This window comes from Antrihabitans stalactiti (genome assembly GCF_012932915.1).
GTDB classification, from domain to species: Bacteria; Actinomycetota; Actinomycetes; order Mycobacteriales; family Mycobacteriaceae; genus Antrihabitans; species Antrihabitans stalactiti.
In genome coordinates, this window is record NZ_VCQU01000009.1 from 209,601 (window position 1) to 230,819 (window position 21,219).

Consider the following 21,219-nt stretch of genomic DNA (forward strand, 5'->3'; position numbering starts at 1 on the left):
CGTTATCGCCGTGAGCAGCAACAACCGTGGCCGACCCCGCCACCCGGATGTGCTGACGCCTGCGGAATGGCGGGTGGTCGACGCCGTTCGCCACGGACTGTCGAATCGGCAGATCGCAAGTCGGCGCGGGATCAGTGTCGACGCGGTGAAGTATCACGTCGCCAACGCGCTCATGAAGCTCGGCCTCTCGCGCCGTACCGAGTTGAAGACCTGGCGCGGCGCCCCGTACGACAGCCCGACCGCGCAACCTCGAGGAGACGACGCGATGACCCTCCACCTCGGACCGCTCGGCCAAGTCTCCCGGACCGTCAGCGACATTGCAGTCGCCGAGCAGTGGTACGGCACCACACTCGGACTGCCGCATCTGTTCACCTACGGCGACCTAGCCTTCTTCGACTGCGGCGGAACCCGACTGTTTCTCACCGCAGCGGAGAGCGGCATGGTGGCCGAACAGTCCGTGCTGTATTTCCGCGTCGATGACATCCAGAGCGCATTCGACGAATTAGCCTCGCGCGGAATCGAATTCCTCGGCGCACCGCACATGATCTTCAAGCATCCGTCCGGCGTCGAGGAATGGATGGCGTTCTTCAACGATCCCGATGGTCATCCGTTGGCGATCATGGCCCAGGTGCAATCCACGTAGCCTGGATTGTGTGCGCGCAAGACGGTTGATCGATTGCATCGTCGTTGCGGCATGCCTGGCGGCATGCGGTACCGACGAACCGGTCCAGCCAACACCCAAGCCGCCGTCGACCTTTCCCGCGCTGGATGTCACGACCGTCATGGCCGACCTGGACCATCCGTGGGATGTCGTGGCAGCGCCGGACGGAACGGTCCTGACCGGCGAACGCAGCGGCCGTTTCGTCGTACGCAGACCAGGTGGCGAGCCGACGGCAGTTGCGGCCGATCTCGACGATCTGTTCGCCAACAGTGAGACCGGACTCATGGCAATTGCATTGGCGACAGACTTCGCACAGAGCCGGAAGGTGTTCACCTGTCAGGGCTTTCGGGACAGCCAGACGACCGACATCCGGGTCATCGCATGGACGGTCGACCCGGCATGGTCGCAGCTCACCCGAACGGGCACGGTGCTCACTGGCTTGCCCGTCAGCAATGGTCGACACGGTGGCTGCCGCATCCTGCCCATGCCGGACGGCACGCTCTTCGTCGCGACCGGTGATTCCGCGCGCCCGACCATCCCGCAGGACCTCGGTTCGCTCGGCGGCAAGGTCCTGCACTTCGATGCCGGCACCGGACGACCCGCTGCGGGAAATCCCTTCCCCGACAGCCCTGTCTACACACTCGGTCACCGCAATGTCCAAGGTCTCGCGCTCCGGCCGGGCACGGACCAGATCTACTCCGTCGAACAAGGTTCGAGCAGGGACGACGAGGTGAACCTGCTGCGCTCGGGCGGCAACTACGGCTGGAAGCCGGACCGTAATCCGAACAGGTACGACGAATCCGTCCCGATGACCGATCCGGAGCGGGTACCGGGAGCGATTGCGGCGGTGTGGAGTTCGGGATCGTCCACGATCGCCACGGCAAGCGCCAGCTTCATCACCGGACCCTCGTGGGCACCGTGGGACGGCGCGCTCGCTATCGGCGTGTTGAAAGGCACCCACGTGCGGTTGCTGCGACTGTCCGACGACGGCACAACCGTGGTCGACGAGGTCGCGCCCGCGGAACTCGACGGGAGATTCGGACGCATCCGAACGGTCGCCGCGCAGCCGGACGGGTCGTTGCTCGTCACAACCGACAACGGCGACAACGACGTCGTCCTGCGCGTGACCCCCCGCGCCTCGGGTTAGAGCCCTGGAAGCGTCACGACCTGCGAGGCGTAGGACAGCCCAGCGCCGAAGGCGATGAGTAGCGCCGTGTCACCGGCTTTGGCTTCGCCGTTGCGCAGCATCGTGTCCATGGCGAGCGGAATCGACGCTGCCGACGTGTTCCCGCTTGTTTCGATGTCGTTGGCGACTGCACAGTCGTCCGGCAGCTTCAGAATTCGGGACATCACCTCGGTGATACGGCCATTGGCCTGATGCGGGATGAGTGCGTCCAACTGCTCGGTGGTGACGCCTGCCCGGTCGAGCGCTTCGCGGCACACTTTTTCGAGCGAGTGTGCGGCCCAGCGGAAGACCGTCGTGCCTTCCATCGTCAGGTAGGGCCGAGTCGCGTCCGTGCCTGTCGCGTCGATCTCGTTGAAGAACTCCATCCAGTCCTTGGTCTGGCGGATCGCCTTCCAGCTTTCACCTTCCGAACCCCAGACGGTCGGGCCGATGCCGTTGGCGTCTGACGGCCCGACCACGACAGCGCCCGCGCCGTCGCCGAACAGGAACGCTGTGGAGCGGTCGGTGAAATCGAGAGTGTCGGTGAGGCGTTCGACGCCGACGACGAGAACGTGGCGCGCCGTTCCGCTGCGGACCATGTCCGCTGCGAGCGAGACACCGTGACAGAACCCGGCACAGCCTGCCGAGATGTCGAATGCAGCTGTGGCCTTCATCCCGAGGCCACTCGCGATCTGTGGGGCAGCGGCGGGGGTGAGCAGCAGCCACGTCGACGTGGCCACCACTACACAGTCGACTTGGTCAGGCGCGATACCCGCCGCCTCGATCGCATCCTTCGACGCCTCGATGCTCATGGTGAGTACGGTCTCGTCCGGACCGCAGAAGCGCCGCGTCTTGATCCCGGACCGCGTCCGGATCCATTCGTCGCTCGAATCGATCGCGCCGGCGACCTCATCGTTGGTCACGATCCGTGCCGGGCGATATACGCCGAGCCCGAGGATCGAAGTGTTCCGCACGCCCGTCGTAGTCGCGATCTGTGTGGGCATTGTCGGGCTCCTGGCGTCAGCGTTGATTCCAAAAAGTGAGGGCCCCTCATATTCTACTGGACCGTTCGAGACGTCGCACGAGCCACGTTGTTTCCGCCTCCCGCGGGCTGGGTATGCCCGTTTTGCAGTCGTCAGGAAACAACTGGCACGACACACATTTGCCGTCGCCAAACGGCTGCAATTGTGGTGTTGTTGACCTACGGTTGACCCCGCACTCAGCGCCCTGAGTGCGTTCGCAGGAGAAAGGGAACTCCCATGTGGGGCATCATTTCTACGATCGTGATCGGGCTTCTCGCGGGTGCAGTCGCGAGGCTTCTCGTACCCGGTAAAGAGAACTTCGGCTGGATCGGAACGATCGTCCTCGGTGTCGTCGGCGGCTTCGTCGGTGGCACGCTCGGCAGCCTCGTGTTCGCACCGCATAAATTCGACATCACTCCACCCGTCAACCACGCCTTCTTGGGTGCGATCGTCGGCGCCGTGATCCTTCTCGTCATCTACAAGTTCGTCAGCGGCAGGATGAGCCGAACCTGACGCCAGTCCCACCAACGAACGTTCGATGCCAGGCCGCTCACGTAAGGTGTGAGCGGCCGGTATTCGCAAATTTGCGCGACCCCGGCGTATCCGAAGATCCGAAGAAGTTAGAGGAGCCCGTGGCACGCCGACCAACCCCCCTCGGCACTCCCCCGCAAACGAGCGTTCGACACGTCGTCGATCTCGTGCGCGCGGCGGTCCCACCCCTTCATCCCGCCGGCCTTCCGTTCGTGCTCGCCCCACTCGCCGTTGCGGCGCTGGGACGAAATCGCACGTGGCTACGTCGCGTCAGCCTCGCATCGGCGGGCGCATCCGCCGCGTTCTTCCGGCATCCGCACCGCACGCCGCCGAACCGGCCCGGAGTTGTGGTCTCACCGGCTGACGGCGAAATCGCCCTTGTCGATACTGCGCCCGCGCCGCCTGAGCTCAACCTCGGCGACGAACCGCGTCCCCGCGTCAGCATCTTTTTGTCGGTGCTCGACGTGCACGTGCAGCGCAGCCCCGTCGGCGGAACGGTCAAGACGGTCATTCACCAACCGGGCCAATTCCTTTCGGCTGACTTGCCGGAAGCCAGCGACCGCAACGAACGTACGAGCATGCTGCTGGAGACCCCAGCAGGCGAACAGATTGCGGTCGTGCAGATCGCAGGGCTGCTCGCGCGACGGATCATCTGCGAGCCCGAGGTCGGTGACACGATCGCGATCGGCGACACCTACGGCTTGATCAGATTCGGCTCACGCGTCGACACCTACTTCCCCATCGGCACGCGGCTACTCGTGGAACGCGGCCAGCGGGCGGTGGGCGCCGAGACGGTGCTGGCCGAGCTCTCGCAATCAGAACCGTGAGCACGAGGAAGTCGCTCTCGGGGCGTGCGCGCCGTATTCGTCCGGTGCGCCTGCTCCCGAGCGTCATCACGATCCTTGCCTTGTGCGCGGGGCTGTCTGCCGTCAAATTCGCGCTCGACGACGAGCTCAGCATCTCGCTCGCGATGATCGGCGCGGCAGCAGTCCTCGACACTCTCGACGGCCGGATCGCGCGACTGCTCGACGCGACTTCCAAGATGGGCGCTGAGCTCGATTCGCTGTCCGACGCAATCTCGTTCGGTGTCGCACCTGCACTGATTCTCTATACGACGCTGCTCGAAGACAGTCCGACCGGCTGGATCGTCGCCCTGATCTATGCAGTCAGCATCGTGCTGCGGTTGGCGCGATTCAACACACTGCTCGACGACGACACCCGCCCGAGTTACGCGCGCGAATTCTTCGTCGGCGTGCCCGCGCCCGCAGGTGCACTGATAGCGCTGTTGCCCATCGCTGCGTTCGAACAATGGGGCCGCGGCTGGTGGGACGGCTACTACTTGGTCGCAGGCTGGACCGTGTTGTCGGCCGCGCTGATCGTCAGCCGCATCCCGACGCTGGCGATGAAATCGTTCTCAGTGCCGCCGCATCTCGCATCGGTGTTGCTCGTTCTTGTCGCGATCGCCGCAGCGGCACTCGTTACCTATCCACTGGTCCTTCTGATGGTTCTCGTGGCGATGTACCTGGCGCACATTCCGTTTGCGATCCGGTCGCAGCGCTGGGTCGCCGCCCGACCCGAATCCTGGGATCGAAAGCCTGCCGAACGTCGAGCCGAGCGGCGCGCGATCCGGCGCGCACCCGACCGTCGGCGCAGGTCCTCCGCCCGTTTGCGTCTGCGACGGCCCGGAGACCGGTGACGATGCCCGAGCTGGCACTCACCGCCCGGCTGAACAGTTCGGCCGCCGACACCCGCCGCGGCGTCGTCCGGCTGCACCCAGAAGTGCTGACCGCGTTGGGGTTGCGGGAATGGGACGGCATTGCCCTGGTCGGCTCGCGCAGGACCGCTGCGGTCGCCGGAATCGCACCGCCCGGAACACCTACCGGGATCGCGCTGCTCGACGACGTGACCCTCTCGAACGCGGGGATCAAAGAAGACGCCTCGATCGTCGTGTCCCCGGTGCCGGTGTACGGCGCAAAACGCGTGTGCGTGAGCGGATCGGCGCTGGCGACCCAATCGATTTCGGCGCAGACATTGCGGCAAGCCTTGCTCGGAAAGGTCGTGACCGTCGGCGACACAGTCTCGCTGCTGCCGCGCGACCTCGGTCCCGGCACGAGCACAGCTGCAGCAGCACAAGCACTTTCCCGCACCTTCGGCGTCGCGTGGACCTCGGAGTTGCTCACCGTCACCAGCGCGGACCCATCCCCCGGGCCGGTGAGTGTCCAGCCCAACACGGCAGTCGACTGGGGTGCCGGCGCGGCACCCGGCGCGACTTCAGCTGTCGATTCCGTCGACATGGTCGCCCCGACGCCGGTCGTCCCAGTCGAAGACCTGGTCGGCGCGACCGCACAGGCGGCCAAGCTCAAAGAATGGCTCGGCCTTGCCCTCGACGAGCCCGAGCTGCTGAAGAAGCTGGGCGCTTCACCACATCTCGCCGTCATGATCACCGGCCCTGCCGGCGTCGGCAAGGCCACCCTCGCGCGGGCGGTTCCGGTCGGACGCAAGCTCGTCGAGCTCGACGGTCCGAGCGTGGGCTCCCTCGACATCGGCGCCCGCCTCCGTGCGGTTGCGGATGCGGTCGCCACGGTCGCGGCGGGCGGTGTTCTGGTGATCACCGATATCGACGCTCTTCTACCGAACGAGCCCGAACCTGTTGCGACACTGATTCTCGATCAGCTCCGCGCCGCCGTTCGAACACCTGGCGTCGCTTTTCTTGCCACGACTGCGCATCCGGATTCCGTCGATGCACGGCTGCGAGATCCGCAACTCTGCGATCGCGAACTCGCCCTTAATCTTCCGGACGGCGCGATTCGAAAAGCGCTGCTGGAACTACTGCTTCGGAAAGTGCCGACGGGAACGCTCAAACTCGACGACATCGCCGCCCGCACACCTGGATTCGTCGTCGCAGACCTGGCAGCCTTGTGCCGTGAAGCTGCGCTGCGTGCCGCGTCGCGCGCGAGCAAGTCTCGCGAAGAACCGGTGCTCGAGCAAGACGATCTTCTAGGCGCCCTCGAGGTGATCCGTCCGCTGTCTCGTTCCGGCACCGAGGAACTCGCGGTCGGCAGCCTCACACTCGACGACGTCGGCGACATGATCGAGACGAAGCAGGCGCTCACCGAAGCGGTGTTGTGGCCGTTGCGCCACCCGGATTCGTTCGCCCGCCTCGGCGTCGACCCGCCTCGCGGTGTCCTACTCTACGGACCGCCCGGCTGTGGAAAGACCTACCTCGTCCGCGCGCTGGCCAGCACCGGCCAGCTCAGCGTGCATGCCGTCAAAGGCGCCGAGCTCATGGACAAGTGGGTCGGCGCCTCGGAGAAGGCGGTCCGCGAATTGTTCCAGCGCGCGAGAGATTCCGCGCCGTCGCTGATCTTCCTGGACGAAGTGGACGCGCTGGCACCACGCCGTGGCCAGAGTTCGGACTCCGGTGTCACCGACCGCGTGGTTGCGGCGCTGCTGACCGAACTCGACGGGATCGAGGCCTTACGTGACGTCGTCGTGCTCGGCGCCACCAACCGGCCCGAACTGATCGACCCGGCGCTCCTGCGGCCCGGGCGGCTCGAGCGGCTCGTCTTCGTTTCCCCGCCGGACGCGATGGCGCGCAGAGAGATTCTGCGCACGACCGGGCGCGCGGTGCCGCTGGCCGACGACGTAGACCTTGACGCGCTCGCCGACGACCTCGACGGTTACTCGGCCGCCGACTGTTCGGCGCTGCTGCGCGAAGCCGCATTGGCCGCGATGCGACGCAGCGTCGACGTCGCCGACGTCACCGCCGCCGACGTCGCATCGGCACGCAAGGCGGTCCGGCCGTCGCTCGATCCCGTACAGGTCGCGGCTTTGAAGGCTTACGCCGAGAATCGTTCGGGCTGAGTCCCTTCCCACCCTCGTGAGTCTTTTAGGAGTCCATAGACTCCTAAAAGACTCACGAGGGTGGGGGTCACTGCCAGAGCGCGAGCAATCGATTCGCCTCGGCCGCGAGCGCGAACTGTAGGAACGGGCCGAAGCTGACCCGCGCAACACCTTGATCGGCCAACTGCGCCTTGTCGGTCTTGTCCGGCAGCGCAATCGCGTTCACCGGTAACGGCAACTCGGCGGTCAGTCGACGCTGCACCGCATCGCTGTGCACGCCAACGGGATACAACACGTCGGCGCCCGCGGCCGCCGCTAGCTTCAGTCGCGCGATGGCGCGGTCGACACGGTCGGACTCGTCACCAATCTTTCGCGCGATGACATCGGTGCGTGCGTTGACCACCAGCCGGACCTCAGCCTCGTCGGCAGCCTGGCGTAGCTGCCCTACGAGATCGGCGTGCTCCTGCGGCTCACGCAGCCGCCCGCCTTCGCTGTGTACCGTGTCCTCGATGTTCAGCCCTACCGCACCGACACCGAGCAAACCGTCGATGAGACGTGCGGGCTCCAGTCCATAGCCGGACTCGATGTCGACTGATACCGGCAGCGTCACCGCGGCCGTGATCTGTGTGACTCTCGTGAGCAGGTCGTCGAACGTCATGCCTTCGTTGTCTGGTTTGCCGATGGAATCGGCTACCGGATGGCTGCCGACGGTCAAGGCGCTGAAGCCTGCCGCGACCGCCAAGTTCGCCGACCAGGCATCCCACACGGTCGGCAGGATCGCGGGGTTGCCAGGCTGGTGCAGCTTCAGGAATGAGTCGGCCAAGTCGCTCAGGGTTGTCATCAGTCGATCATTGCTCGAGTGCGCGCTCGGCCGCCAGGAAGGTGCAACCTCGCGGACTGAGTCGGTACCCGACCAAGAGACTTTCGGTCAGTCCGAGGTCTTTGAGCCTGCGAACCTTGATCTTGAACGGATCGCGTTCCATCCCGACCAGCGGAGCAAGTTCGCGTGCCACGACTTCCGGATTGTTCTCGATCAACTCGAGGTAGGTCCGGGTCCATGGGGTGCCTGCGTCCATGCGCGCCAGTCGTTTTCGCAACGAGGCAAGCTCGTCGGCGTCGATGTCGCCGCTCTCCCGCAACGCGTGCCGCGGGTCCGGACCGCCGTAGGCCACACCGATCCGATACAACCGATCGCCGGTCGACTTCTTGTCGAGCAATTTCAGCAGAGCGGCTGCGGAATCGAATCCGGCTGCCCGCGCGTCTTTTTCGGTGATCCTGCGGACTTCCTTGATCGAGGTGATTTCGACGACGCCACGGGCATTGCGGATGCGAGACCCGACGTTGATCCGCGGTTTGTCCCACCGCCGGAACGCCACGGTGATCGTGCCTGCTGCGATGCCGTCGATGGTGGTCGGCGGAATCAGCATCAGTCCACCAGACCGAGATCGGCGAGCCGGCGAAACACGAGCATCGACCCAGGCGCCACATGCGGCATCGCGGCATATTCGGCAACGGTGAAATACCGCAGCTCAGCGATCTCGCTCGTCGGACGGGGCTCGTCGTGCAGGTCCGCGATAAAGCACGTCATGTGCAGCGCGGTGCCCGCAGGATGGCCGTATGCCTCGGCCTCGAAGACACCAAGTTCTTCGACGCTGTCGGGCACGACGCGCGTCCCGAGTTCCTCCCGAATTTCGCGATGCAACGCGTCTTCCGCGCTCTCGCCTGGATCGATCTTCCCGCCCGCCATATAGAAGGCGACGTTGTCGACCGACCGTGTCTGCAGCAACCGCCGACCGCGAACGTAAGCCAGGGCTGCTGTCCGGATCTCGGGCACGGCGTCAGCTTAGCTGAGCCTCGATCTGCGGAGCGGCAACCGCACGACGACCCCAGAAGGTCTGATAGAAGACGACAGACATGACGACGAGCGACCCGACGAGCAGCGGCGCGGAAATCTCGGCATTCTCGGCGATCGGCACCGCGAGGTAGCGGTACGACAGCAGCAACGCGACGAACAGCACAGAACCGCCGGCGACGAGCCGTACGCGGAACCAACCCCACCCGCGCTCAGGGTCGCGCAGCGCCGACTCGACCGTGAGGCACAGGACCGCGCCCGCAATCAGGTCCACGCCGTAGTGGTAGCCGAAGCCGAGCGTCGCCATCAGGGTGCCAACCAGCCAGAAACTACCCATGAACCGCAGCCAGCGCGGTCCGCCCCTGGAATGGATGAAGATCGACAGCACCCAGGCGGTGTGCATGCTCGGCATGCAGTTGCGCGGAGTGAAGTTGTCGAACGGTATTGCGCCGGGATCGGTGTTCAGCGACGGCACGAGGTTCGGCCACGCGTCGATCACCTGCATGCCGTTGCCCTCGGCGCCGAACGCGAAGATCGGACCTACGACAGGAAAGAGGAAATAAAAGATCGGACCGATGAGCCCCATGACGATGAACGTCCGCACGAGGTAGTGGCTCGGCCACGAATCCGGGTCGCGGTAGACGCGATGTAGCTGCCAGCACGCGACGATGATCGCGGCGAACGGAAGCTCGCTGTAGACCCAGTGCAGCACGGCGCTACCGACCGGACCGGACGCGTCGACGACGTTGCCCATCACCCACGAGGGGTTACCGAGCGCGCGGTCCGCGACTTCGAGGTATTCGTCGAGCACCATCGGCCGAGTCAACGAAGTAATAAAGAGCCAGGTCTCCGCGATCTTCGCCGCCATGATGAGCAGTGCTCCGAGCGCCATGCCGCGCAGCGCGAGCGACCGCTGCACCCCGGTCCACCGCACCGCGACGAAGACTGCGAGCACGGTCAACACGATGAGCGGCCCGTTTCCGAGCGCAAGTCGGTTGCCGAGCAGGAGCCGAATTCCGGCGGTCACGACGTCCAGCGCTAGAGCCGAGGACAACGTGATGATGCGCATGCGTTTGTCGAGGCCGACCATCGCGATGATCAGCCCGGCCCACGGCACCGAGTACGACGTCGGAGTCGCGACGAAGTCTTTCGCAAGGCCGAAGACAGGTCCGAGCAGACCCGAGCGAGTGGCGATGACCTGGATGACGATCATCAGCACCACACAAGCAATGACCATCCCGGGTAGGAAGGCGTGCGGCGACGCCAGACGCCGGATTCCACGCTTGGGGGCTTTGATCAACACCCACATATAGTAAACGGCCTATTAACCTAGACTGCCGCCCGATGAACACCGGCCCCGTCATGTGAACAACGAGATACGCGCAGGGGTCAGGAATCCAGCTCCCGGACCAGCGAGTCGACAACAGCCACCAGATCGCCACCTGCTGCAGCGGCCACGCGGCGTTGTCGCTGGTAAGAGGCTCCTCGGCGCGGAATATCGGCTACCGACGCGAGTTCCTCGACACAGCCGAGCTTGCGCGCGACGGGTGCGAGCCGCTCCAGCAAATCGTACAAATCGTCCGTGACCAGCCTCTCGTTGCTGTCTGCATCGAGAATTATCTCCGCGTCCAGGCCGTATCGAGCCGCTCGCCACTTGTTTTCCTGCACGTGCCAGGGCGGGATGCTGGGTAGCGTCTCGCCCTTTTCGAGGCGCTGATCTGCTTCGACGACGAGGCAATGGATCAACGCGACCATCGCCGCGAGCTCGGTTCGCGTCGAAATCCCGTCGCAGACTCGTACCTCGATCGTGCCCCACTTCGGCGCGGGCCGGATGTCCCAGTGCATGCCGCCGAGCTGGTCGATGACGCCGGTCTTGAGCTGGTCGTGGACGAACGATTCGAATTGTCCCCAGTTCTCGAACTGGAACGGCAGGCCAGCGGTCGGCAGTTGCTGAAACATCAGTGCGCGGTTGCTCGCATACCCGGTATCCGAGCCTGCCCACATCGGCGACGACGCGGACAACGCGAGCAGATGCGGATACTGCAGCAACAACGAGTTCAGGATCGGGAACACCTTCTCCTGATGGGACAAGCCGACGTGGACGTGGACGCCCCAGATGAGCATCTGCCTGCCCCACCACTGCGTCCGCTCGATCATCTCGTCGTAATGCGGCGACCGCGTCAGCTGCTGCGTCGACCATTGCGCGAACGGGTGTGTACCCGCGCAGTACAGATCGACTCCGAGTCCATCGGCTGCGCGTCGGACGATGTCCATGGTCCCGCGCAGATCGTCGACGGCCTCGCCGACGGTGTTGTGGACTCCGGTGACCAGCTCCACCGTGTTTCGGAGGAGCTCCTTGGTGACCTGTGGTGTGCCGTCGTGTGCCTTCAACTCACCGACGGCATCGAACACTTCCGAGGCGTTGTTGACCAGGTCTCGCGTCGTCTTGTCGACGAGCGCAATCTCCCATTCGACGCCGAGAGTGGGTCGCGGCGACGACGCGAACGGAACTGTCAGCGAGCCGGAGCCCGATCCGGCCACCTACTTGATGACGCCGCAAGCCACACGGGCGCCCGCGTCGCCGGTCTTCAGCGTCTCCTCGTCAGGTCCGGGTACGCCGTTGGCGCTGTAGCGCTGGTTGATGTTTCCGAAGTTGTCGGGCAGCGCATGGATGATGACTGCCTTGCCCTTGACGTCTTCGATTGTGAAGGCGTCAGTCGTCGTAACGAGTTCGCCCTCTTTGTCTTCGCGAACCTGAATCGACGTCAAGTCACCCTTCGCGCCCTTTTCGGTCGGACCGTAGTGGCCGCCTGCGGAGGTGAAGTCGCCGACGCACTCGCCCTTCTCGTGCACGTGGAAACCGTGGAACCCGGGATCCACGCCCTTCACGTCGGCTTCGATCTGAACGTAATCGCCGTCCTTCTTGAACGTGACGGTGCCGACGACCTTGCCGGTCGAGTCCTTGAGCTCTGCAGTCACCGAATCGCCTGCTGCCTCGGCTGCCGTGGTCGTTGCAGCGTGCTCGCCACTGTGCTCGGCGCCAGACGGCGCAGGAGAACTGGTGAACGGCGCTGGCGTCGTTCCCTTCACGTCAGTGGGGTTCTGGTCGGGCGAGCATGCAGACAACCCGAGAGCAGCGACCGACAAAGCCGGTATCGCAAAACCCACGATCAACCGACGGGATATGGGCAAAGCCATTTCGAACCGCTCCTCTACGTATGGGCAAGCACAGAGCAAGTGGACATGATCATAGACGGGCGGTTTCTCCGCCGGACCGAAAGGATCAGACCACGGGTCAAGGGGCAGTGACGATCACGATGACGCCTGGTGGGGTGTTCTTCAATCCAGCCAACCGCTGTTCCGACTTCACGCCGAGCGTATCGGCGATCGCTGCGGCAGCTTCTTTCTCCCCTGTCGATGTCCCGTAATAGACAGTCGTCTTCTCGAGTTGGGTTTCGGTGTAGTTCCCAGTCTCGGTGACAGTCCAGCCCGCGGCTTCGATTGTTGTTTTCGTTTTGGCGGCCAACCCGCTGATATCGCTGTTGTTGTACACCCGCACCGGGATCGTTTTGTCCACCGGCTTCGCCGCAGTTGTGGTCGCCGACGGACCGCTCGGACTCACAGCGCTGGGCGCAGACGTCGTCGTCTCGGAGGAATCGTCGGAATCGGATTTGGTCAACGACAATGCGCCGAGACCAACGAAGACGATCGCCAGCGCTATCAGCACCATCGCGAGCGCTCGAAGGGGCGGCCCTCCCGGGGGCGGGTTCGGGTTGCTCACCTTCTAGACACTAACTCAGGTGACGTCGAAGCCGAGCCGACGCGCAGCACGGGCTTTCTGCCTGCTTGCACGCAACCGGCGCAGTCTTTTGACGAGCATGGGATCCGCCGCGATCGCCTCGGGCTTGTCGACCAGTGTGTTGAGCACTTGGTAGTAGCGGGTCGCGGACATGTCGAACAGTTCTTTGATTGCTTCTTCCTTGGCGCCGGCGTATTTCCACCATTGACGCTCGAACGACAGAATGTCATGCTCGCGGCGAGTGAGGCCGTCCTCCCCACGCTCGTTCGCCGTTGCCGAGTTACCCGCTGGCCCAGGCTGATTCCGGCTACGCGCTGCTGCGCCGTCCATCTCACTCCTTGCGAATTACACAGTTGTTCTTCGGGGATCATTCAACCATGATCTACAGACCGCGCTGACGTGAACGCTCGCGAGTCGCGCAAGTATCCTTGACGACCATGGCAATTCTCCCGATCCGCATAGTCGGCGATCCGGTGCTGCACAACCCCACGCAGCCGGTCACACAAACTCCAGCCGAACTGGCGGAGTTGATCGCCGACATGGAGGAGACGCTGACTGCCGCGAACGGTGTCGGATTGGCCGCGAATCAGGTCGGAATCCCACTGCGACTCTTCATCTACGACTGCCCCGATGTCGACGGCGACGGAGCCCGCCGCAGAGGTGCTGTCATCAATCCGGTTCTGGAGACGTCCGCGATCCCCGAGACGATGCCGGACCCCGAGAACGACGATGAAGGCTGCCTTTCCGTTCCGGGAGAACAGTTTCCGACCGGGCGAGCAGACTGGGCGCGCGTGACGGGCACCGACGCCAACGGCGAACCGGTGACCATCGAAGGCACCGGCTTCTTCGCACGCATGCTCCAACACGAAGTCGGGCACCTGGACGGCCTCCTCTACGTCGACGTGCTGGTCGGTCGAAATGCACGTGCGGCGAAGAAGGCCATCAAGCGAAACGGTTGGGGAACACCAGGTTTGCAGTGGATTCCCGGAACGGTCGCCGATCCGTTCGGTCATGACGAAGACTGACATTCCGATCGGGTCCCGCGTCGTCCTGCGGTATCGCTTACCCGCCGGGTACGAACGGCCCATGACCGACGTCATCGGCGAGCTCGTCTCGCTCGACCCCCCGACGGTCCGTACGGCGGCGGGCGCGGTGGTGCAGGTCGCATCGGACCGAGTTGTGGCATTGAAAGCCTTGGGGCCCAGACCCATCCGGACCAGTGAGATTCGGGAACTCGAGATCGCCGCGGCGGACGGGTGGCCAGGGCTGGAACGCCACTGGATCGACGGCTGGTTGTTGCGCTCCGGAGCCGGCTTCACCGGTCGGGCGAATTCTGCTGTACCGCTCCAGCAATCGGCCACGCTCGACTCGCTGGATGCAATACGGCAGTGGTACGCCGATCGAGGCCAGGGCCCGCGGCTCCTGCTGCCGGATCGGCTCTGTACGGTGCCTGCGGGCTGGACTACCTACGACGAGGTTCTCGTGCTGGCCGCCGACATCACGAACCTCGCGTTGCCACCTGGTCCGGCGATGGTGGCGATCGCGGCCGAGCCTGGTGCCGAATGGCTTTCGCTGTATCGCTACCGAGGCTCGGTGCCACCACCCGCCGCTCTGGATGTGTTGACCTCGGTACGGCACGGCGAACTCGGGTTCGGGCAACTCGGTGCGATAGGCGGCAAACCGATGGCCATTGCGCGCGCCGCGGTCACTTCGGCGACCGACGGGAGGCGCTGGGTGGGCCTGACTGCCGTCGAGGTCGACGAAGCCCACCGCCGCCACGGCCTCGGCTCGCTGATCTGCGCGCGCATGGTCGCGTGGGGCCGTGACCGCGGCGCGACGCACGCGTACCTGCAGGTGTCGGTTGACAACGAACCTGCTCTCGCGATGTATCGGAGGCTGGGCTTCGTCGACCACCATCGGTACCGCTACGCCATTCCGACCGCCGGTTAGGGTGGGGGCCATGCACAAGCGGGTGGCTGCAATGGCAGCTGGGCTAGCGATAGTTGGGGCTGTCTTCGTGTCGGGATGCGGTTCCGATTCGAAAGACGCGGCGGCGAAGTCCACCGCGAGCGCCGCAAATTTGTCGACCGAGTCGGTCTGCGGCCTGCTGACCGCGGCCGACATCAAGGACGCCCTGGGTGTCGAGCCGGGCTACTCGATCTACCAATCCAACACCTGCGAGTGGAAAGCCCACGAAGGTGACAACGAGTCGATCCTCTCCTTGTCGGTCCAGCCGGGCGGCATCGACATCTTCAACGACCTGAAGCCGAGAATCGCCGATGCCTCCGCACCCACTGCTGGCATCGGCACCGACTCCTTCATCAGCAAGGGCGAACGCTGGCTGTATTTCGTCGTCGGCAAGGACGTGTACACGGTCGTCGTCAGCGCGAAAATCGACCCGACCAAGCTCGACCAAGCGTCGATCGCGCTTGGCAAGGCCGCAGCACAACGAGTGGCCTGACCGCCGATCGTGCTGCGAATAGCTACCTGGAACGTCAACTCGGTCCGAACACGGCTGGACCGCGTCTTGGACTGGCTCGATCGGTCCGACGTCGATGTCCTCGCCATTCAGGAAACGAAATGTCGTGACGACCAGTTTCCGTACGAGCAGTTCGATGCGGCCGGGTACGAGGTGGCACACGTCGGACTCAATCAATGGAACGGCGTCGCGATCGCCTCGCGCGTTGGTGTGGCCGACATCCAGGTCGGCTTCGCGGACCAGCCCGGCTTCGACCGCTACGAGGCCGACACTCTCGACATCTTCGGTGAAGTGACGGAGGCGCGCGCCATCGGAGCGACCTGCGGCGAGGTCCGGGTGTGGAGCCTCTACGTGCCGAACGGTCGATCGCCCACAGACCCGCATTTCGAGTACAAGCTCGACTGGTTGGCGAACCTGCGCACGGACGCTATGGGATGGCTCACTGCGAACCCGGATGCGCAGATCGTGTTGGCAGGCGATTGGAACATTGCGCCGACCGACGACGACGTCTGGTCGGTCGAGTACTTCGCCGACAAGACGCACACCACCCCCGCCGAACGTGCCGCCTTCGACGCATTCGGCGAGGCCGGCTACACCGATGTGGTCCGGCCGTTCACTCCGGGACCTGGCGTCTACACCTATTGGGACTACACACAACTGCGGTTCGCCAGACGCGAGGGCATGCGCATCGATTTCGCCCTCGCCTCCCCCGCCCTCGCCGCGCGCGTCGTCGGCGCGTCGATCGATCGGGAAGAGCGCAAAGGCAAAGGCGCCAGCGACCACGCGCCGGTGGTGGTTGAGTTCGAATAGCGCCGCCGGCGCCCGTTCAGGTGAGGGCTTGCTCGATCGCGGCAAGTCCGGTCGCGAGCGAATTCCGTTGCGCTGCATCGAGTCGTTCCAGGGCAGTGGCGAAAAGCTGTATCCGACTGGAGGTCAGGCCCGTGACCAGCTGGCGGCCGGCGTCCGTCGCGGAGAGCAACTGCGCCCGTCCGTCGTCGGGGTCGGCAGTACGGACCAGGTACTCGGCCTTCTCCAGCGCTGTGACGATCCTCGACATCGTCGGTGCCGTAACCCGCTCTGCTGCAGCAAGATCGCCGAGCCGCATCGGCCCGGACCGCGTCAACGTCGCTAACGCAGACGCGACTCCGGAACTCAGCGAACCTGCGTCGCCGGTCTTGCGAAGCGCGCGCGTCACGCGGCCGAGCAACAGATACAGTTCTGCGGCCTCGTTCAGCGCGTCGCTCACGCGGCCAATTGTGTCTCGTCGTGCACGTAGCGTCCACCTGCGAACCAAGACGCGATCGCGCCCAAGAACATCATGAGCGCCGCGGCGACGAAGACGACGACCAATCCGGAGTGGAACGGTCCGGAGATCAAGTGCGGGAAGAAGTCCTGCCCGGTCAGCACCGCCTTGTCTACACCGGGCGCGTCGAGAGCGCCGCTCGGTCCGAGCAACTGCTCGACGGGGTTGAAGCCGAGGAACGCGGCGAAGAGACTGCCGACCGGCGGCAACCCTGCGACCGAACCGGCCACATCAGCCGAGACGCCTTGCTCCTGCAAGCCCGACCCCATCGCCGAAGGCAGGGTGTTGGAGAGTCCGATGATCATCAGCGAGAAGAAGATTCCGATCGAGAGGGCGGTGCCGCCGTTGAACAGCGTGCCGCGCATTCCCGATGCCGCACCGCGTTGGTCCGCGGGGACGCTCGACATGATCGCTGCCGCGTTGGGTGACGAGAACAGCCCGGACCCGATTCCGTTGAGCAGCACGATGAACGCGAACAGCCAGTAGTTGAAATCGACCGGGATCAACAGCAGCGCAATGAAGGTGATGCCGACGATCGCCAAACCACCGGTCGCGAACGGTCTCGCACCGTAATGGTCGGACAGCCAACCGGAGATCGGTCCGGCGGCGAGGAAGCCGACGGTCAACGGCAATAGGTAGATTCCCGCCCACAACGGCGTCGATTCGTAGTCGAACCCATGCAGCGGAAGCCAAATACCTTGCAGCCAAATGATGAGCATGAACTGCAACCCGCCGCGACCGACCGACGCCATCAGGCCCGCCAGGTTGCCGAGCCCGAATGCCTTGTTCTTGAACAGCGCGAGATGGAACATCGGCTGCGCGACCACGCTTTCGACGTAGCAGAACACGCCGAGCAGGACCACACCACCGATGACCGCGCCCAGCACCAACGGGTTGGTCCAGCCGGTCGATGCGTCACCGTATGGCTGGATCCCGTAGGTGATTCCGGTGAGCAGCGCGGTCAAGCCGAGCCCGAAGGTGAGGGTGCCTGCGACGTCGAGTCGACCCGGATTACGTTCGCCGAGTTCGTGCAACGATCGATACCCCCAGACCGTGCCGAGGATTCCGATCGGCACGCTCACCCAGAACACGGCGCGCCAATCCCATTCGGAGAGAACGCCACCGATGATCAGGCCGAGGAACGAACCCGCGACTGCAGCAACCTGGTTGATACCCAACGCCATTCCGCGCCGGTTCGACGGAAACGCATCCGTCAGAATCGCTGTCGAGTTCGCCATCAACATCGCGCCGCCGACGCCTTGCACAACACGCCAGAGGATCAACCACATCGCGCCAGCCCCGGTATCGAACGGGTCGAACGACAGCGCAATCGCTGACACGGTGAAGACGACGAAGCCGAGGTTGTAGATCTTCACCCGGCCGTACATGTCACCCAGCCGACCGAACATCACCACCAACACCGCGGATGCGAGCAGAAAGCCCATGAGCAGCCACAACAGGTAGCTGACATTGCCCGGTGCCAACGGGTTCAGGTGGATGCCACGGAAGATTGCAGGCAAGGAAATGATCACGATCGACGAGTTGATCGTCGCCATGAGGACGCCGAGCGTCGTATTCGAGAGCGCAATCCACTTGTAGTGCGGGTGGTCGCGGTCGACGCGCAGTCGACGTCTGATGGTCGAGACGTCGCCGGCGTCCGCCTGGGGTTCTTCGAGCACAGGGACAGCCATGTCGACCGACTTTAGTTGCGTAATGCTAACTAATCAATTTGGGCAGGTTTGTCGGTGGTCGCACATAGCGTCGACGCATGGAGACAGACCCGACAATGGCAGCGATCATGCAGGCGGTTACGTCCAGCCGAGCCGGTGATCAGACTGGCGCGCGGACGACACTGCTCGACCTCTGGCACACCATCGGTCCGCACGGTGATCCACTGCACCGCTGCACGCTCGCGCATTATCTGGCGGATCTGTACGACGATCCGGCGGAGGCTCTCGCGTGGGACGTCCGCGCACTCGACGCCGCCGACGGGCTGAGCAACGAACGTGCCGGCGAGTACCACGCATCGCTCGACGTCCGCGGGTTCTATCCGTCACTGCACCTGAACTTGGCCGACAACTATCGCCGACTGGGGTCGTTCGAGGCTGCGCAGCGCGAGATCGATGCCGCTCGGCGCTGCCTGGACGTCCTCGCCGACGACGCCTACGGCACCATCGTGCGAGACGGCGTCGCAGGCGTCGCGGCGGCGATCGAGGCCAGATCGACCGACCGCCGACACTGACTCACTTCGGGCACCAGATCGGCGACTTCGCGGTAGTTTTACGGACTCCGCGCACCCCATAGGGACCGCGAAGTCAGCAAAACCATCGCGAGGTGGGAGCGATTAGACCGGGATGCACACATTCTGATATTCGGGATGTTCGGCGACGAATCGCTGCACGTAACTGCAGACCGGCCTGACTTTCCAGCCGTATTCCCGCGCGCGATCGAGCGCCCCTTTGACGATCACGCCCGCGAGACCGCGGTGACCGAAATCCTCGGTGATCACCGTGTGCATGAACGACACGACCGGCCGGTGCGGCGTTCGCGGTCGGCCGGTTTCGTATTCGTAATACCCGATGATCCCGACCAAGTCGCCGTTCAATCGCAACTCGAATCGGTTCTGACCTGCATTGTCCGTAACTTCGACGCTGGGCGAACCTGCTAGCACGACACCTCCATGACCCTCTACCCGCCACAGCGCTGTGATGTACCTCACCATTTAATAGGTGATTGGAGCGCCTGTCACCCACCGAGTTGCAACTACTGCGTTAAGGTCGCGAACGGACAACTACACAACACACGGGGGCTCGCACCAGCGGGCTGAGAGGACGGCTAGGGCCGTCGACCGTATGAACCTGACCGGGTAATGCCGGCGTAGGGAGGATACGAAATGCTCGATAAAAACGTGCGCGACACATCTGTCTCCGAGAGCACAGTCACGACCGGCCCGATCGAGGGCAGCCACAAACATTACGTCGACATCGACGGACTGACCGTGCCCGTTCGTCGGGTCGAGCTGACCAATGGCGACCACTTCGATCTGTACGACACGTCGGGTCCGTACACGGACTCGACCGCGACGATCGATCTCGACGCCGGACTGCCGAAATTGCGGGACCAGTGGACCAAACCCGATCCCGTCGACGGCGCCGCGACCCAACTTGCTTGGGCACGCGCGGGCATCATCACCGCAGAGATGCGGTATATCGCTGCCCGCGAGGGACTTCCGGTCGAATTGGTGCGCGATGAGGTTGCCGCCGGGCGGGCTGTGATCCCCGCCAACCATCGCCATCCAGAGGCGGAACCGATGATCATCGGTAAGCGGTTCTTGGTGAAAGTCAATGCGAACATAGGCAATTCAGCCGTGACGTCATCGATCGCCGAGGAGGTCGAGAAGATGGTGTGGGCCAGCCGCTGGGGCGCCGATACCATCATGGACCTGTCGACCGGCAAGAATATCCACGAGACGCGTGAATGGATCATGCGCAATTCACCGGTGCCGATCGGCACGGTCCCGATCTATCAGGCACTGGAGAAGGTCAACGGCGACCCGACCGCCCTGACGTGGGAGATCTACCGCGACACCGTGATCGAGCAATGCGAGCAGGGTGTCGACTACATGACCGTGCACGCCGGCGTGCTGCTGCGGTACGTGCCGTTAACGGCCAAGCGGGTCACCGGCATCGTCTCGCGCGGTGGCTCGATCATGGCAGCGTGGTGCCTGGCCCATCATCGAGAATCGTTCTTGTACACCCACTTCGAAGAGATCTGCCAGATCCTGCGGCGGTACGACGTGACGTTCTCTCTCGGCGACGGACTGCGCCCAGGATCAATCGCCGACGCCAACGACGCCGCTCAGTTCGCCGAACTGCGCACCCTCGGCGAACTCACGAAGATCGCGAAATCCTATGGCGTGCAAGTGATGATCGAGGGTCCTGGCCATGTCCCGATGCACAAGATCGTCGAGAATGTGCGGCTGGAAGAAGAACTGTGCGAGGAAGCGCCGTTCTACACCCTCGGACCGCTCGCCACCGACATCGCACCTGCCTACGACCACATCACGTCCGCGATCGGCGCGGCGATCATCGCCCAGGCCGGGACTGCGATGCTGTGTTACGTCACGCCCAAGGAGCACCTCGGACTGCCGAACCGCGACGACGTCAAGGTCGGTGTGATCACGTACAAGATCGCTGCGCACGCCGCCGACCTCGCCAAGCAACACCCACATGCACAAGAGCGAGACGACGAATTGTCCAAGGCGCGCTTCGAGTTTCGGTGGCACGACCAGTTCGCGCTGTCACTCGATCCCGATACCGCCCGCTCGTACCACGACGAAACGCTGCCTGCCGAGCCCGCCAAGTCCGCACACTTCTGCTCGATGTGCGGCCCGAAGTTCTGCTCGATGCGGATCAGCGCGGACGTCCGCGAGTACGCCGAGCGCAACGGCTTGACGGATGTCGATGCGATCGAGGCGGGAATGGCTGCGAAGTCGGAAGAGTTCGTCGAGGCAGGTTCGAAGGTCTACCTGCCCGTTGTCTGATTCGAAACGTTAGGGTCCGAT

General features: G+C 64.2%; 24 protein-coding genes and 1 riboswitch. Of the genes, 12 read left to right on the forward strand and 12 right to left on the reverse strand.

Features of this window, described 5'->3' with window-relative positions:
• Window positions 1–10 precede the first annotated feature (10 nt).
• Both FGL95_RS23970 and FGL95_RS23975 read left to right on the forward strand, forming a co-directional pair.
• Window positions 11–643 carry a VOC family protein gene (locus tag FGL95_RS23970; protein WP_169591699.1) on the forward strand — a complete coding sequence of 211 codons (633 nt, stop codon included), beginning with the start codon at window positions 11–13 and terminating at the stop codon, window positions 641–643.
• A 10-nt stretch (window positions 644–653) separates the two neighbouring features.
• Window positions 654–1,808: a PQQ-dependent sugar dehydrogenase gene (locus tag FGL95_RS23975; protein ID WP_420838081.1), complete on the forward strand. Its 1,155-nt coding sequence runs from the start codon at window positions 654–656 to the stop codon at window positions 1,806–1,808.
• Here the strand turns inward: FGL95_RS23975 and FGL95_RS23980 are convergent.
• A complete protein-coding gene (locus FGL95_RS23980) occupies window positions 1,805–2,830 on the reverse strand; it encodes a beta-ketoacyl-ACP synthase III (RefSeq protein ID WP_169591704.1) in 1,026 nt (341 codons plus the stop codon). The genes FGL95_RS23975 and FGL95_RS23980 overlap by 4 nt on opposite strands.
• Window positions 2,831–3,085: 255 nt before the next feature.
• On the opposite strand from FGL95_RS23980, the gene FGL95_RS23985 reads away from it, so the two are divergent.
• The 4 genes from FGL95_RS23985 (at window position 3,086) to FGL95_RS24000 (ending at window position 7,243) form a co-directional block, all read left to right on the forward strand.
• Window positions 3,086–3,361, forward strand: a complete 276-nt coding sequence (locus tag FGL95_RS23985) for a GlsB/YeaQ/YmgE family stress response membrane protein (protein WP_169591706.1) — start codon at window positions 3,086–3,088, stop codon at window positions 3,359–3,361.
• A gap of 119 nt (window positions 3,362–3,480) precedes the next feature.
• Entirely contained in the window at window positions 3,481–4,206 is a 726-nt protein-coding gene (locus FGL95_RS23990; protein ID WP_169591709.1) for a phosphatidylserine decarboxylase, read from the forward strand.
• Window positions 4,203–5,075, forward strand: coding sequence for a CDP-diacylglycerol--serine O-phosphatidyltransferase (gene pssA, locus FGL95_RS23995; protein ID WP_338080003.1), 873 nt, complete (start codon window positions 4,203–4,205; stop codon window positions 5,073–5,075). The genes FGL95_RS23990 and pssA overlap by 4 nt, the downstream gene beginning before the upstream one ends.
• Complete coding sequence (locus tag FGL95_RS24000; RefSeq protein ID WP_169591711.1) at window positions 5,072–7,243, forward strand: AAA family ATPase; 2,172 nt, start codon at window positions 5,072–5,074, stop codon at window positions 7,241–7,243. The genes pssA and FGL95_RS24000 overlap by 4 nt, the downstream gene beginning before the upstream one ends.
• A gap of 67 nt (window positions 7,244–7,310) precedes the next feature.
• On the opposite strand, the gene FGL95_RS24005 is transcribed toward FGL95_RS24000, so the two are convergent.
• The 8 genes from FGL95_RS24005 to FGL95_RS24040 form a co-directional block, all read right to left on the reverse strand.
• Window positions 7,311–8,063: an isocitrate lyase/PEP mutase family protein gene (locus tag FGL95_RS24005; protein WP_169591714.1), complete on the reverse strand. Its 753-nt coding sequence runs from the start codon at window positions 8,061–8,063 to the stop codon at window positions 7,311–7,313.
• Between the two features lie 7 nt (window positions 8,064–8,070).
• Window positions 8,071–8,649, reverse strand: a complete 579-nt coding sequence (locus tag FGL95_RS24010) for an ASCH domain-containing protein (RefSeq protein ID WP_169591717.1) — start codon at window positions 8,647–8,649, stop codon at window positions 8,071–8,073.
• On the reverse strand, window positions 8,649–9,056 hold the full coding sequence (locus tag FGL95_RS24015) for an NUDIX domain-containing protein (RefSeq protein WP_169591720.1): 408 nt from the start codon (window positions 9,054–9,056) through the stop codon (window positions 8,649–8,651). The genes FGL95_RS24010 and FGL95_RS24015 overlap by 1 nt, the downstream gene beginning before the upstream one ends.
• 4 nt (window positions 9,057–9,060) lie before the next feature.
• Entirely contained in the window at window positions 9,061–10,311 is a 1,251-nt protein-coding gene (locus FGL95_RS24020) for a phosphatase PAP2 family protein (protein ID WP_240963273.1), read from the reverse strand.
• Between the two features lie 152 nt (window positions 10,312–10,463).
• Window positions 10,464–11,591 (reverse strand): glutamate--cysteine ligase, encoded by a 1,128-nt coding sequence (locus FGL95_RS24025; RefSeq protein ID WP_169592046.1) that lies wholly within the window; start codon window positions 11,589–11,591, stop codon window positions 10,464–10,466.
• A gap of 24 nt (window positions 11,592–11,615) precedes the next feature.
• Window positions 11,616–12,272, reverse strand: a complete 657-nt coding sequence (locus FGL95_RS24030; RefSeq protein ID WP_169591725.1) for a superoxide dismutase family protein — start codon at window positions 12,270–12,272, stop codon at window positions 11,616–11,618.
• A gap of 97 nt (window positions 12,273–12,369) precedes the next feature.
• Window positions 12,370–12,855, reverse strand: a complete 486-nt coding sequence (locus tag FGL95_RS24035; protein ID WP_338080004.1) for a LytR C-terminal domain-containing protein — start codon at window positions 12,853–12,855, stop codon at window positions 12,370–12,372.
• A gap of 15 nt (window positions 12,856–12,870) precedes the next feature.
• Window positions 12,871–13,203 carry a DUF3263 domain-containing protein gene (locus FGL95_RS24040; RefSeq protein WP_169591728.1) on the reverse strand — a complete coding sequence of 111 codons (333 nt, stop codon included), beginning with the start codon at window positions 13,201–13,203 and terminating at the stop codon, window positions 12,871–12,873.
• A 107-nt stretch (window positions 13,204–13,310) separates the two neighbouring features.
• Between FGL95_RS24040 and FGL95_RS24045 the strand changes: the two genes are divergently transcribed.
• From FGL95_RS24045 to FGL95_RS24060, 4 genes are read left to right on the forward strand one after another with little or no spacing between them, the layout of a single operon-like run.
• Window positions 13,311–13,898 (forward strand): peptide deformylase, encoded by a 588-nt coding sequence (locus FGL95_RS24045; protein ID WP_169591730.1) that lies wholly within the window; start codon window positions 13,311–13,313, stop codon window positions 13,896–13,898.
• Entirely contained in the window at window positions 13,885–14,823 is a 939-nt protein-coding gene (locus FGL95_RS24050) for an N-acetylglutamate synthase, CG3035 family (protein WP_169591733.1), read from the forward strand. The genes FGL95_RS24045 and FGL95_RS24050 overlap by 14 nt, the downstream gene beginning before the upstream one ends.
• Before the next feature lie 10 nt (window positions 14,824–14,833).
• A complete protein-coding gene (locus FGL95_RS24055; RefSeq protein WP_169591735.1) occupies window positions 14,834–15,334 on the forward strand; it encodes a hypothetical protein in 501 nt (166 codons plus the stop codon).
• 12 nt (window positions 15,335–15,346) lie between these two features.
• On the forward strand, window positions 15,347–16,162 hold the full coding sequence (locus tag FGL95_RS24060) for an exodeoxyribonuclease III (protein ID WP_169592051.1): 816 nt from the start codon (window positions 15,347–15,349) through the stop codon (window positions 16,160–16,162).
• A gap of 16 nt (window positions 16,163–16,178) precedes the next feature.
• Here the strand turns inward: FGL95_RS24060 and FGL95_RS24065 are convergent, their stop codons facing one another.
• Both FGL95_RS24065 and FGL95_RS24070 read right to left on the reverse strand, forming a co-directional pair.
• Window positions 16,179–16,598 (reverse strand): MarR family winged helix-turn-helix transcriptional regulator, encoded by a 420-nt coding sequence (locus FGL95_RS24065; RefSeq protein WP_338080005.1) that lies wholly within the window; start codon window positions 16,596–16,598, stop codon window positions 16,179–16,181.
• Window positions 16,595–18,346, reverse strand: a complete 1,752-nt coding sequence (locus FGL95_RS24070; protein WP_169591738.1) for an MFS transporter — start codon at window positions 18,344–18,346, stop codon at window positions 16,595–16,597. The genes FGL95_RS24065 and FGL95_RS24070 overlap by 4 nt, the downstream gene beginning before the upstream one ends.
• Before the next feature lie 77 nt (window positions 18,347–18,423).
• Here FGL95_RS24070 and FGL95_RS24075 point away from each other — a divergent pair, with 77 nt between their 5' ends.
• Window positions 18,424–18,897, forward strand: coding sequence for a hypothetical protein (locus FGL95_RS24075; protein WP_169591741.1), 474 nt, complete (start codon window positions 18,424–18,426; stop codon window positions 18,895–18,897).
• Between the two features lie 102 nt (window positions 18,898–18,999).
• Here FGL95_RS24075 and FGL95_RS24080 read toward each other — a convergent pair whose 3' ends face one another.
• The gene (locus tag FGL95_RS24080) at window positions 19,000–19,326 is read right to left on the reverse strand and encodes an N-acetyltransferase (RefSeq protein WP_169591743.1); all 327 of its coding nucleotides are present in this window, start codon (window positions 19,324–19,326) and stop codon (window positions 19,000–19,002) included.
• Between the two features lie 121 nt (window positions 19,327–19,447).
• Window positions 19,448–19,556, forward strand: a riboswitch (TPP riboswitch).
• Between FGL95_RS24080 and thiC the strand changes: the two genes are divergently transcribed.
• Window positions 19,549–21,198 carry a phosphomethylpyrimidine synthase ThiC gene (thiC, locus tag FGL95_RS24085; protein WP_169591747.1) on the forward strand — a complete coding sequence of 550 codons (1,650 nt, stop codon included), beginning with the start codon at window positions 19,549–19,551 and terminating at the stop codon, window positions 21,196–21,198. (Overlaps the previous riboswitch by 8 nt.)
• Window positions 21,199–21,219: the final 21 nt, after the last annotated feature.